The organism is Spirillospora sp. NPDC049024 (assembly GCF_040649235.1).
Lineage (GTDB): Bacteria > Actinomycetota > Actinomycetes > Streptosporangiales > Streptosporangiaceae > Spirillospora.
In genome coordinates this window covers 244,223-256,504 of record NZ_JBEZFD010000004.1, presented here as the reverse complement: position 1 = coordinate 256,504, position 12,282 = coordinate 244,223, and the positions used below count along the sequence as shown (strand labels likewise).

The following is a 12,282-nucleotide window of genomic DNA, read 5'->3' as shown; positions in this document are numbered from 1 at the left end:
AGAAATACTACGAGCTGTAGTACTACGAGCGGTCGTTAGTTGGGTCACTCGCCCCTGACATGGCCGGACGGGGCGGCGCGAGGGGTGCGCCGCCCCGTCCAGGGCTGGTGTGCGTTCGGTATGCGGGGCCGCGTGAGCGCGGCGGTGGGTCAGCTAGTGGGGCGCGGGACGAGGCAGCCCGGGCGGTTGAAGTCGAGGACGCTGCCGGGGGCGATGCACGCGGCCAGGATGTAGGTCTCCTGGGCGTAGCCGATGTGCGGGTGCACCGTGATGTTGCCGGACTCGTCGACCTCGCACGGGTTGTTCAGCGTGCAGCGCTCGCCGTCCTCGTTGATGGTGTTGTTCGCCCCGACGACCTTGCCGGTGGAGGCGTCGACGAGCGGGGAGCCCGACGTGCCGCCGATGACGTCGCACTCCGGGGTGTAGCGGATCGAGTCCTTCCACGTCCACTCCCCTTCGCGGACGCGGTAGGCGAACCCGTCGATGGCGCAGGAGTAGATCTTGCGCCAGTAGCCGGAGACCACGCGCACGTCGGCGCCCGCGGTGGGGTGGTCGAGCGAGAGCTGGAGCGCCGGCGTCCGGTAGGACTGCTGGATGCTCGCGTAGCTCCGGTTGAGCTTGTACAGGGTCACGTCGGTGTCGGTCATCGTGGAGTACAGCACCGTCGTGGCGCGCAAGGTGCCGAGCGTGCCCGACCCGCTGGAGTTGAGCAGCTTGAACGTGCGGCTGGACGGGCGGTTAGTGATCACCTGGCCGGCGCTCGGCATGCCGCCCTCGTAGCAGTGGCCGTTGGTGAGCACGAGCGCCGGGTCGCTGTCGGCGGCGGCCGGGGTGCGGACCAGCGAGCCGGAGCAGTTGCTGAGGGCGACGATCCCGGTGAAGTCGACGGCCTTGACCTGGGCGGAGGGGGCGGGGGCGGCGGTCGGGACGGCGGCGGAGGCGGTGGGGGCGCCGGCGGTCAGCGCCGCGGCGCAGGCGGCCGCGGCGGCGAGCACGCCGAGAGTGCGTCTGTGCATGGCGGGGGGTCCTCTCCGGTGAGGGTGGCAGCGTGATGCTAACCAGGCCTCCGCCGCCCAGAAATAGCGAAAATGGACAAAAAGGAGAGCGCCGCGAATCTGGCACGCATTGCAAAGCCGGACCCGCGGCGCTCCCCCGGGGATCAGTAGTGGAACGCCGAGGTCATCCTCGCGCCCTTGGTGCCGAGGTTGACGACGGACGCCCCGCCGGAGGGGACGGTCCGGCAGAACGCGCCGCCGTAGCCGTCCGGAAAGACGAAGAGGCCCCAGACGGCGATCCAGTCCTCGACCGCGCCGGTCTCCGCGTTGAGCATCGGCTCGCTCACGGGGACCACGCGGCGCTGGACGATGTAGTCCTCCTTCAGGCAGTCGGCGACCGTCTCGGCCCACTCGCGGTCGGTCTGGTCCCAGCCCGCGCGGACGCCCCGTCCCGAAAGGCCCGCGACCGGCTTGAGGATCAGCTCCCGCCGCTCGGCGCGGACCTGGTCGGCGAGGTCAGGGGTGAGGGTGCGCGTCCACGGCAGGATCCGGTCGATCAGGGCGTTCTCGTCCGGCGTCAGGTCCGCACGCATGGCCGGATCGGAGACCAGGGGCAGGCAGCTCTTGTAGCTGAACATGGACGCCGTCAGGGGAGTCCACAGGACGACCCTGCCCTCCTCGTAGGCGCGCATGATGGTCTCGACGGGCTCGTCGTTGCGCGGGTCCCTCGCCATCTGGTGGGCGGAGAAGTACCGCAGGACGAGGTCGATCGGGCGGTCGTGCAGGTACAGCCGGCCGTCCCTCTCTTGCACCTGGTGCACTTCGCCGATGAGCAGCTCGATGCCGCACCGCTTCATCGACTCCTGGAAGGAACGGTGCAGCCCCTCATACGCCGCCATCCCGTCGACGGCCTCGAGCGTGGCGACGACGGGCGCCTCCTTCTGCGTGGCCTGGACGAAATACCGCGCGATGGCCGCCGGAGTGTCGACGCTCGACAGGCCGTGCTCGTCGGCGAACGCGGCGAACTCCTTGTGGCCGAGCAGGGTGCGGTTGACCTCGCTCATGTCGACGCCGCCGAGTTCGCTGCCGATGTTGAACTCCAGCAGCCGGAACTGCGAGCCGTCGTCGTAGAGATCGGCCCGTCCCCACAGGACGGGCTCCGCATCGAACCGGGTCATGAGGTCGGTGCGGCGCGCGTCCGCGCCGATCGCGGCGCAGAACTTCCTGCGGTCGCCGTCGAACAACCGGTCCGGCAGGGACGCCATCAGCCGGAACAGCCCGGCCAGGTCGTCCGCGGCCTGGCGCGTCCGCGCCTCCGACGACAGCAGCGGCCGCGTCCCCAGGTACTTGCCCCACGCCTGGCCGAACACGGGCGGGAACTCGACCTCCGACATGACGTCGCGCAGGGGCCCCTCGGCGGCGGCCGCCATGTACTTCGCGGTGACCATCAGGCGGTCTCCTCCACGTCCACGACCAGGTCCTTCTCGATCTTGCGGATGACCTCGCGGTCGGCGTAGATCTGCTCGGCGTCCTCGTGGGCGAGGATGATGTAGCCCATCGTCATGCTCGCGAACAGGTCCGTGCTGGCGTCGACGCGGTCGCCGGTGCTCACCAGGTGCACCGGCGAGTGGTAGCTGGGCAGGTCGCGCGCCTGGTCGTAAATCTCGGCGTTGCGCACGATCCCGGTGGAGTGCGACATGAGGAACACGGCCATGACGTTGCGGCGCAGCGTGTAGCCGGGCGGCATCTGCGGGCCGAGGCCGCGGCACACGTCCACGATCCTCGTGACCTGGCTCTCCCCGGTGGCGATCTCGGTCACCGCGGGGTTGCCCGCGCCGGCCAGCCGCGCGTTGACCTCCAGCAGGCGCGGCCCGTCCGGGGTCATCATGATCTCGGTGTGCGCCGCCCAGTTGCGCAGGCCCACCGCGTCCAGCGCGGCGAGCCCGTAGTCGATCAGCTCGCCGTAGGCGTCGGTGTCGTAGGGGAGCCACTCGACGAAGTCGTACACCGCGATGCCCTCGCCGAACGGGACCCGCCGGTACCGGATGATGTCGGTGATCGAGTGCCGGCCGTCGTGGCTGACGGTGTCGATGGCGTACTCGGTGCCGGTCATCATCTCCTGGACGAGGACCTCCTCGGCCAGCACGTCGAGCTTGTCGCGGGTGCCGAGCATGGCCGTGAACTGCTCGCGCCACCCCTGCCCGCCGGGCGCTCGGCTGACCCCGACGGTTCCGGCGCTCGTCGGCGGCTTGACGACGAGGTCCTTTCCGGCGAGGCCCTCCCGCTCGATCCAGGCGGCGACCTCCTCGGGGTCGGTCGTGGAGATCTGCCGGGGGACGGGCAGCCCCGCCTCGGCCAGGGCCTGGTGCATGAGGTACTTGTGCCGCCGGGCGTCGACCAGCTCCGGGACGTTGGAGAACTCCGGCGCGAGGGCGTCCGAGCACTCCTGCGCGAGCCGCAGCGCCGCCTCGACGCCGGGGATGACGGCGATCGGCTTCAGCGCGCCGAGCCGGGCGATCGTCTCCGCCATGTCGCCGTGGTGGTTGATGACCGCGTCGTAGTTGCCCGGGTCGTGCGAGGAGTGCAGCGGCGCGAGCGCGGGTCCCGTGTAGTCCATCACGGCCACCGGGCTGAAGCCCGCCTCCCGGAGCGCGGGAGCGACCATCGCCGCGGAGGTGAAGGGCCGCACGATTGCGACGACTGGCTTGTCCATGGTGGTCACCTTCTGTTTCGGTCGTTCCGTTCGTTGCGCGGGGGTCGTCCTCGCGGGCGCCGCCGCCGTCGTCCGTGCCGTGTCGTCCCGGCTCACTCGCCGGCCTCGGCCGCGGCGGCCGGCTCCAGGGCCGGGCCCGGCTCCTCGGCCGGGCGCCGCCGCCCCAGCCCGGCGCCCGCGGCCACGGCCGCGGCGCCCACGAGCCCGAAAGCCCCGGTCAGCACCCAGACGCCCGAGCCCCACGCGTGCCACGCCGCGACACCGATCATGGGGCCGACGGCGTAGCCGACCTGCTGCGGGATCGTCGCCGCCGCGATGTAGCGGGCGCGCAGCGCGGTCGGCGCGACGAGGCCGGGGTAGGCCATCATGGACGGCGCCGCGATGATCTCCCCGAACGTCCACACGACCGTCGCGAGGAGGAGCAGCGCCACGGGCGTGGGGCCGGTGTAGATCAGATGTCCGGCGCCGAGCATCGCCATGCCGAGCGTCATCGGCACCCCGATCGGCAGGCGCTGGAGCCACTTGGACAGCAGCACCTCGAAGGCGATGACGATGCCGCCGTTGACGGTCAGCAGCATCGCGAACACCCGCTCGTCGTGGCCCGAGCCCGTGACGAACAGCGGCAGGGCGGCCGACGACTGGATGTAGGTCATCGCGGTGAGGAAGAGGCCGAGCACGACGAGCATGAACCGCCGGTCGGCCAGCACCTGCCCGTAGCCGGCGCGGTCCTTGCCGGACCCGCCGCCGGCGACCTCGGGCTCGGCGTCCGACCGCAGCGCCAGGTAGGCGACCACGCCGAACGCCAGCGACGTCGCCGCGTCCACGTAGAACAGCGCGCCGTAGGACGCGTAGGTCAGCAGCAGCGCGGCGCCCATCGGACCGACCGTCGAGCCGACGTTGAAGGTCAGCCGCAGCACCGAGAAGACCATCACGTGCCGGTCCTTCGGCGTCAGCTCGACCACCCACGCCATCGCCGCCGGGCGGTACGCCGTCGCGGTCAGCCCCGCTCCCCCGGCGACGAGGGCGCCGATCCACATGTTCGGCACGTGCACGAGGGCCGCGGTGAGCACCGCCGTGCCCGCCATGGAGCCGACGATGACCCACCGGTACCCGACGCGGTCCGCGGCGGCGCCGCCCACCGCCGACCCGGAGATCCGGCCGATCATGAGCGCGGTCAGCACGACGCCGCTCTCCCACGCGCTGAAGCCCTCGCTGGTCAGGAACAGCACGAGGAACGCGTTGAGGAAAGCCGCCAGATTGCTGATCAGGTTCCCGAGGACCAGGATCCGGACCGTCCCGCTCATCTCGCGCAGCGTCGCGAGGATCGTCGGGTGCTCCCCGGACGTCATGGCGCCTGCTCCAGCGGGGTGCCCTCGAACGTGAAGTACCGCCCGGCGTCCGGGATCGCGGCGCGGGTCCGCTCCAGCGTCTCCGCGACCGCGATCACGTAGCCGCAGCGGGCCAGCCCGTTCGGCGGCAGCCGCACCTGCCAGCCCGGCTGCACGGCGAGCTCCACCTCGGCGACCGGCGGGCGCATCGGCTCCCTGTCCACGGTCGCCGAGGTGATCTCCATGTCGTACGGGGGATAGGCGAACCGGATGGACGCCGCCTTGGGCGGCTTCGGGAACGCCACGGCCGGCGGGCGGCCCGCCACCACGTCGGCCGCGGCGAGCGGCCCGTCGACACCGGACGTCAGCAGCCCGAGGTAGGGGATCATCCCCCCGCCGAGCCGGACGTTGATCTCGATGACGTGCTTCGCGCCGTCCGGGGTCAGCTTGAACTCGATGTGCGTGTACCCGTCGGTGAACCCGACCGCCGCGTGGACGCGGGCGAGCATGTCGCGGAAACCGGCGTCGGACAGCAGCGGGTCGTTGGCGTCGACGTCATGGCCGATCTCCTCGAACGCCAGTGTGCCGCTGCCGCCGAGGACCTTGCGCGCCACGATCAGCGGCGTGCACTCCCCCCGGAACAGGACGCACTCGACGGAGATCTCCGGGCCCTCGAGGAACTCCTCGACGACCACGTAGTCGTCGAACTGGCGGATGCCGCCGAGCCGCGTCCCGTCGGTGAGCGCGAACGCGGCCTCCAGCTCCTCGGGCTTCTCGACCTTGCTGAGGCCGAGGCTGCCGCCGAGGTTGCGCGGCTTGACGATGACCGGGTAGCCGATCTCGCCGGCGAACGCGCGCGCCTCCTCCAGCGACGCCACGGCGCGGGACGCGGGCTGCGGGAACCCGGCGTCCCGCAGCGCCTCCCGCGTGGCGGACTTGTCCCGGCAGCGCGCCACCGCGCCGGGGTCGAGGACGGGGAACCCGAGCGCCGCGCTGAGGTGCGCGGACGCCTCGATGTAGACCTCGTCGTAGCAGAACACGCCGGCGACCTCGTGGTCGCGGGCCACATCGCGCGCCGCCGCCGTCAGCTTGTCCGGGTCGAGGCAGTCGACGACGGTGTGCCCGGCGATATAGGGCTCCTCCCAGCTCGCCGGGGTCGGGTTGAGCAGCCACAGCCGGTACCGCTGCGACACCGACTTCAGGATGTACTCGCGGTAGACCCAGTAGCTGCTCGCGACCAGGAGAAGGAGCGGACGCTCATCGCCCGCGGGCGGGTCATAGGACATACGGACCTCGATCGCAGGTTGTCAGGAGAAGTAGTCCTCGGGCCCGCCGCGGCGGCGGACGTCGAGGGTGGCGCAGTGGAAGCCGCCGCCGAAGGTGTTGACCGTGCGGAACGGGACGGGGAGGGGAGTGAACCCCTCCTTCTCCAGGACCCGCATCAGCTCGGTCTCCTGCGCCTCGACGAAGATCCGCTCCTGGTCGAGCATCAGGGTGTTCATCGCGATCCACCGGCTGCAGAAGTACATCGTCTGGTCGGCGGGGATGGCGGGCTCGGGGCAGACCACCGTGTCCCAGCCGGCGAACATCTCCGGCAGCTCGGGCACCCGCTCAGGGTTGATCAGCACCCGGCCGGGGCGCAGCGGGACGAACGTGGCGTTCATGTGCATCGGGTGGTCGTCGGCGAACGCGACCTCGTGCACCCGGAACTCGCCGCCGAGCAGCCGCCGCATCCACTCGATCCCGAACCGGTTGGTGACGTGGCTGCGCTGGACGAGGATGTCGCGGCCGAACCGCATGAAGTCGCCCGCGTCCACGATCGGCTCGAACTCGGTGATGACCGAGGTCGCGTCCGGGAACGGGTCGTCCAGGGACATGGTCTCCGGCTTCGCCGCGGCGTAGTCGGTGTTGAAGGAAGCGTCGGTGAGCTGCGGCTTCGGCGCCGCGACCCAGCGGGCGCCGCGCCGGAAGTAGTCCTTGAAGATCGTCCGGAAGGGGTGGGTGGCGAAGTAGTACGACCGCCAGCCCATCGTCGCCTCGACGATCTGGTCGCCGGCGACGAGCGCGATGTCGCGGGGGAAGGTGTGCGACGAGCCGCCGGTGGACGTCCAGTCGGCGGTCCCGAACGGGCGGGACTGGTCGACCGGGTCGGGGCGCCGGACCGTCACGCCCTCGCCCTCCAGGATCGCCACGAACCCCTCGAGCTCCTCGCGGGCCGCCTCGATCTGCTCCTGCGGGAAGCCGCCGCCGCCGTTGCGGCGGTAGAACTCCCACGCCTCGGGCGGGACGGTCGCCTCGATCGCCGGATGCCACGGCGGGACGGCGGCGCCGTCGATCACGCCGACGATCACCTCTTCCAACGGGTCCCACTCGTTGTACGAGCCGACCGGGGAGGACGGTCCGGCCGACGGCGCGGCCTGCGGTGCGGTCTCAGTCATCGAGGGACGTCCTTTCGACGGAACGAACGGTGACCCGGGCCTCGGGCGAGGCGGCCTTCAGGCCGTGCAGGCGGCCGCGCGGCACCAGCAGCACGTCGCCCGTGCCGAGCCGGTGCGGGTGGTCGGTCGCCCACGCGTACACGTCCACCTCGCCGCCCGTGACCTCCACGAGCCGGTCGGAGTCGTACACGCCGGTACAGAAAGGGCTGTCCGGACGGAGCGTGCTCGTCTCGGCGTCGTCCATCGCGGAGGACGCCAGCGCGGCGCCCGCCTCGGTGTGCCGGTCGAGATTGTCGGCCCACGCGATCTGCGCGCGGAAGTCGGCGTCGCCCAGGCGCAGCAGGAGCTTGGTGTCCTCGATGCCGCGCACCAGTTCGGGGATGACCAGCTCGCCGTGGGCGCGGGCCAGGCCGAGCAGCAGGTTCTCGTAGGTCATCCGCCCGTGGTGGACGTCGATGTGCGCGTGCTCGTCGCAGTACTTGGCGTCCACGCGGTCGCCGTAGACGGCGCGGAGCATGGCGCCGGTGTCGGCGAACCCCTGCGCGAACAGCCACTCCAGGTAGGTCACCGCGGCCATGTAGCGGAACATGCCGCGGTGGTCCTCGGTGAGCCAGTTGAAGTAGTTCACCCCGACCAGGGAGCTGGTCAGGTAGAAGTTCCAGTAGGCGTGCAGGTCGGTGCGCAGCCCGACGCTGGCCAGCATCTCCTTGAAGATCGTGCTGTGCTTGGCGCCGTAGACCCCGTACCCGAACTCGTCGTTGAAGATCTTGAAGAGCTCGGACTGCTCGACGCCGTAGGACCCGCCGAGGTTGCGCGCCATCGCCGACGCCTCGGTCAGCGCGTCCAGGGCGAGCTGGATGAGGTGCAGCGCCGCGGCCTCCTCCGGCCGCCGGCACTCGGTGATCAGGCGCATGGTGCCACTCACCCCGGCCGCCGCGTTGACCGCCGGGTTGTTGCCCGACATGTCGGCGGGCGCCCCGGCCCCGCTCACCTCGGTGAGGAAGTACGCCTGCAGCTCGTCCAGGGTCCGCACCGGCGGGACGGTGACGGCGTCGTCCAGGAAGGAGTACGCGTACCGCTCCAGACCGGGCCGGACGGCGTCGCGCAGCGCCCGCACCTCGTCGCCGTAGAAGAGCTCGAAGTCGTCCTTCGCGGAGGCCAGCCCGGCGGGCGGCAGCAGGATCATGTCGCTCTCGTAGGCGTTGCACAGCACGCGGCCCGCGATGAGCTGCCCGCTGCCGAGGAACTCCGCCTCCGTCGCCGGGACGGAGAAGTCCCGGTCGCCGGCGCCCGGCGGGCCGATCGGCCGCCGGAACGGGTTGCCCTCGATGTAGACCTCGGGCCCCGGCCGGAAGATCGGCTGCGAGCAGTACGCGGCGAGGGCGCTCGCCGCGGCGGCCGTCGGCGCCGGGCCCGTCGTCACCATGCGGGCCGCCGGCGCGCGCATGGCCGCCGCGCCAGCCGCCGGGCCCGTCGCCTCCATGGCGGCGGTCACGCGACCACCTCCTCGGACTCGACCTCGAAGCGGACGCACTCGCCGTCGTGGGCCGCGACCAGCGACACCGGCAGGTCCGGCTGGACGTGCAGCGGGAGGGGCAGGCACTGGATCGCCTGCTTCCAGTGCGAGTCGTGCTCGGGCGCGTTGTCGACCACGATTCCCGGCAGCAGCTCCATCTCGAACCAGAACGCGACCGCGTGCATCGTGCCCGCCGCCGTGGGCCGGACCGTCAGCTCGGTGCGCTGCGGCCGCGCGTCCGCGGTGTAGAAGTCGAACTCGAACACCGTCATCGGCTCCGACAGCGTCCGGTGCTCGTGCTTGGAGAGCCGGGAGTCGAAGTACTCGAGCGTGGACAGCCGGTTGAAGGGCGCGAGGTCGAACCCGTACAGCTTGCCGACGTGGTTCTTGCGGTGCAGCGGCTCGCTCTCGATCAGCTGCGCGATGATCCGGCCCCGCGACGGCATGATCGTCGCGTTCGGGGCGAGGAGGTGCTCGCGGGCGTGCGCGATCGTGCCGAGGATGCCCTCGCCGAGCAGCCCGCAGTCGACGATCTCGGTGACCAGCAGGTCGGCGCGCCTCGGCAGGTCGCCGGGCACCGTCATCCGGGTGGACATCTTCGACACGACGCGGACCGCGTCGTCGTACCCGGCCACCCGGACCACCCGCGCCGCGGTCTCGGCGACGGACGGCTGGCCCTCGCAGGCCACCACGTCCCGTGCCCCGGCCCGCGCCGCCATCATCGCGAGCAGGCCCGAACCGGCGCCGATGTCGAGGACCATCGCGCCCGGGGCGGCCGCCACCGCCTGCCGGATCGCCCGGTCGTACAGCTCGGCGCGCTCCTCGTCGTGCAGCATCTCCCAGTGCCAGCGGGGGACCGAGCGCCGGACGGCCCGGTTGCGGCCGATCAGGGCCTCCTGGTTGTCGGCGTCCATGCCGAGGATCAGCTCGAAGGCCCTGGCGGCGTCCTCGTAGCGGCCCTGGTGGTGCAGCTCGCGCCCCCACCTGAGGAACTCGCCGAGCTCCAGTCCGTCGCGGATCTCGGTGACCGCGCCCTGCGTCTGCGGCTGTGCGCTGTTCATCGGCTCTCGGCCCCTTCGTCGTGGGTCGGGTCGGGCGGCAGGTTGGCGAGGATCTCCTTGTGGATGACCGAAACGGGGGCGTCGTCTTCCGGAAGGACGACGACGGCCTCGTCCCCGCTGCGCACCATCGGCAGGCAGGAGCGCTTCACGGCGGAGACGCCGACCTTGGTGCCGTGCCACGGGCAGCTGAGCCGCCGCCCGTCCGGGGTGCGGCGGGCCAGGCTGAGCGGGCCGCCGCGGTGCGGGCAGTGGTCGCGGACGAGCAGCGACCGGTCGCCCTCGTGCAGGACGAAGTAGCGGTCATGGCCGACCATCACGGTGTTGTGCCGGCTCAGATCCATCACGATGACGCGGGCCATCGGCTCCTCTTGTCTTTCGGGCGCGCTCCGGTGACGGGCGGGGTCGGCACTGGGCATGGCGCAGTCAGGCGGGGCAAGAGAGACGGGAGTCTCGGTGGGAGCGTCGAGAGCGGAGAGCGGGAGAGGGGAGGCGTCAGGCGGGGGCCGTGGCGGGGGCCGTGGCGGGGGTCACCGCGTGGAGCAGGCAGGAGGTCTCCGGCGTCGCCGCCTGGATCCCGTAGAGGCGTCCGGCGGGGATCAGCACGGAGTCGCCGCGCGCCAGCCGCTCCGGCGGTCCGGTGGGGGTCGTGACGAGGTCGGCTTCGCCGCGCTCCACCTCCAGGACGATGTCGCCGTCGTGGGTGCGCGTTCCGAACGGGCTCTCGGGAGTCAGCGCGACGCGCTGCGGCGGCTCGGACCCGGTCCGCGCCGAACCGGCGAGCTCCCGGTGCCGGGGGAGGTCGTCCGACCAGCGGATCTGCGCCGCGGTGTCGTCCTCGAACCAGCCGCCGATCAGCCGCGCCTCCGCGATGCCGCGCAGCAGCTCGGGGACGACCCGCGGGCCGTGCCGCTTGGCCAGCGCGAGCAGCACCTGGTCCCTGGTGATGCGGCCGTGGTGCTCGTCGATATGCGCGTGCTCGTCGCAGTAATGCAGATCGACGGCGTCGCCGAATATGCCGCGGAAGACCTTGACCATTTCCACGAAGGCGGGCGCGAAAACGGCCTCGGCATAGGTGACGGCACCCGCGTAGCGGAAGAACTTCGCATGGTCGCGGGACAGGTAGTAATAGTAGTTGTTCGTCGCCAGCGGACCGGTCAGGTAGAAGTTCCAGTACGCGTGCACATGGGTCGCCATGGCGCGGCTGCGCAGCATTTTGGCGAAGATCGTGGTGTGCTTGGCGTCGTAGACCCCGTAGCCGAATTCGTCGATGAAGATCTTGAATAGGGCGGACTGCTCGGGGCCGTAGGCGCCGGCGAGGTTGCGCGACATCGCGGAGGCCTCGGTGAGGCCGTCCAGCGCGAGCTGCACCAGGTACAGGTCGGCGGCGCTCTCCTTGTCGCGGGCGCCGGCGATGGCGGTCAGCGCGGGCGACGGCCCGGCGGCGGCCTCGTCCACGACGTGCTGGAAGTAGGCCTCCAGCACCTCGGGGGTGGCCGCGCCGCTGACGTCCACCGCGTCGTCCAGGCAGCCGAACGCGAAACGTTCCAGTGCCGAGACCGAGGTTTCCCGGAGTTCCTTCAGCTGCGGGCCGTAGAAGAGATCGAAATCTTCGTACAGCCCGTCGAGCCCTTGTTCGGGGAGCAGCACCGTCTCGGCTTCGTAGAAGGTGCCGAGGAGCCGGTGTGCGGCGAGCGATCGATGGGCCGACCAGTCGGCGGGCCCGGGCGGGCGGTCGAAGTCGGACTCGGCCAGCGAGCCGGGCACGAGCATGCGGCGGTAGGGGTTGCGGCCGTGGACGACATGGGCGTCACCGCGGAACAGCGGGTGGCCGGCGAATGCCAGGATCCGCTTTCCGAGGGTGTCGCCGGTGCGGGGCGCGGCGGGAGCCGCCTGTGGTTGGACTGTCATTAATTTGTACCGTTCACCTGACTACTTCAAGGGTCGGGTGTAGCTGGAGGCTTGCGCGGCCGATTGTGTCGGCCAGGGTCACCGAGAACGGCTTTCATTTGTTGGCAGGATGAACAAACGTGGCGGAGTGGATTTGGTCTCTCACGATCAGTAAGAGTCCGCTTCCGTTGACTGCCGGGGCAGATTAACAAAGGCCCGGGCCACCGATCAACGATTGATCTGGAACTTTGTGCCAAGGGCCGGCCTTCCCGGCGCGGGGCCCGAGTTTTCGGTCCCGTCCGAAATGATCTTGCGGGCGTCCGCCCGGATCGGCCCCCGTGTCC

10 protein-coding genes are annotated in these 12,282 nt (G+C 71.1%); all 10 read right to left on the bottom strand.

Annotation, left to right across the window (positions count from 1 at the left end; translation table 11 throughout):
- Window positions 1-149: 149 nt before the first annotated feature.
- Window positions 150-1,016: a S1 family peptidase gene (locus AB0C21_RS09315; protein WP_500203543.1), complete on the bottom strand. Its 867-nt coding sequence runs from the start codon at window positions 1,014-1,016 to the stop codon at window positions 150-152.
- Between the two features lie 143 nt (window positions 1,017-1,159).
- A complete protein-coding gene (locus AB0C21_RS09310) occupies window positions 1,160-2,443 on the bottom strand; it encodes a hypothetical protein (protein ID WP_500203542.1) in 1,284 nt (427 codons plus the stop codon).
- Window positions 2,443-3,708, bottom strand: a complete 1,266-nt coding sequence (locus AB0C21_RS09305; RefSeq protein ID WP_500203541.1) for an ATP-grasp domain-containing protein — start codon at window positions 3,706-3,708, stop codon at window positions 2,443-2,445. Before AB0C21_RS09305 ends, AB0C21_RS09310 begins: the two co-directional genes overlap by 1 nt.
- 92 nt (window positions 3,709-3,800) lie before the next feature.
- Window positions 3,801-5,057 (bottom strand): MFS transporter, encoded by a 1,257-nt coding sequence (locus tag AB0C21_RS09300; protein ID WP_500203540.1) that lies wholly within the window; start codon window positions 5,055-5,057, stop codon window positions 3,801-3,803.
- Window positions 5,054-6,322, bottom strand: coding sequence for an ATP-grasp domain-containing protein (locus tag AB0C21_RS09295; RefSeq protein WP_500203539.1), 1,269 nt, complete (start codon window positions 6,320-6,322; stop codon window positions 5,054-5,056). The genes AB0C21_RS09300 and AB0C21_RS09295 overlap by 4 nt, the downstream gene beginning before the upstream one ends.
- Before the next feature lie 21 nt (window positions 6,323-6,343).
- Window positions 6,344-7,474 carry a hypothetical protein gene (locus AB0C21_RS09290; RefSeq protein ID WP_500203538.1) on the bottom strand — a complete coding sequence of 377 codons (1,131 nt, stop codon included), beginning with the start codon at window positions 7,472-7,474 and terminating at the stop codon, window positions 6,344-6,346.
- Window positions 7,467-8,969, bottom strand: a complete 1,503-nt coding sequence (locus tag AB0C21_RS09285; protein ID WP_500203537.1) for an iron-containing redox enzyme family protein — start codon at window positions 8,967-8,969, stop codon at window positions 7,467-7,469. The genes AB0C21_RS09290 and AB0C21_RS09285 overlap by 8 nt, the downstream gene beginning before the upstream one ends.
- Window positions 8,966-10,051, bottom strand: a complete 1,086-nt coding sequence (locus tag AB0C21_RS09280; RefSeq protein WP_500203536.1) for a 50S ribosomal protein L11 methyltransferase — start codon at window positions 10,049-10,051, stop codon at window positions 8,966-8,968. Before AB0C21_RS09280 ends, AB0C21_RS09285 begins: the two co-directional genes overlap by 4 nt.
- Window positions 10,048-10,410, bottom strand: a complete 363-nt coding sequence (locus tag AB0C21_RS09275; protein ID WP_500203535.1) for a Rieske 2Fe-2S domain-containing protein — start codon at window positions 10,408-10,410, stop codon at window positions 10,048-10,050. The genes AB0C21_RS09280 and AB0C21_RS09275 overlap by 4 nt, the downstream gene beginning before the upstream one ends.
- Before the next feature lie 133 nt (window positions 10,411-10,543).
- The gene (locus AB0C21_RS09270) at window positions 10,544-11,959 is read right to left on the bottom strand and encodes an iron-containing redox enzyme family protein (RefSeq protein WP_500203534.1); all 1,416 of its coding nucleotides are present in this window, start codon (window positions 11,957-11,959) and stop codon (window positions 10,544-10,546) included.
- Between the last annotated feature and the right edge of the window lie 323 nt (window positions 11,960-12,282).

Coding starts and splice junctions, on each gene's coding strand:
- AB0C21_RS09315 (WP_500203543.1), bottom strand. CDS start 1,016: ATGCACAGACGCACTCTCGGCGTGCTCGCCGCCGCGGCCGCCTGCGCC.
- AB0C21_RS09310 (WP_500203542.1), bottom strand. CDS start 2,443: ATGGTCACCGCGAAGTACATGGCGGCCGCCGCCGAGGGGCCCCTGCGC.
- AB0C21_RS09305 (WP_500203541.1), bottom strand. CDS start 3,708: ATGGACAAGCCAGTCGTCGCAATCGTGCGGCCCTTCACCTCCGCGGCG.
- AB0C21_RS09300 (WP_500203540.1), bottom strand. CDS start 5,057: ATGACGTCCGGGGAGCACCCGACGATCCTCGCGACGCTGCGCGAGATG.
- AB0C21_RS09295 (WP_500203539.1), bottom strand. CDS start 6,322: ATGTCCTATGACCCGCCCGCGGGCGATGAGCGTCCGCTCCTTCTCCTG.
- AB0C21_RS09290 (WP_500203538.1), bottom strand. CDS start 7,474: ATGACTGAGACCGCACCGCAGGCCGCGCCGTCGGCCGGACCGTCCTCC.
- AB0C21_RS09280 (WP_500203536.1), bottom strand. CDS start 10,051: ATGAACAGCGCACAGCCGCAGACGCAGGGCGCGGTCACCGAGATCCGC.
- AB0C21_RS09275 (WP_500203535.1), bottom strand. CDS start 10,410: ATGGCCCGCGTCATCGTGATGGATCTGAGCCGGCACAACACCGTGATG.
- AB0C21_RS09270 (WP_500203534.1), bottom strand. CDS start 11,959: ATGACAGTCCAACCACAGGCGGCTCCCGCCGCGCCCCGCACCGGCGAC.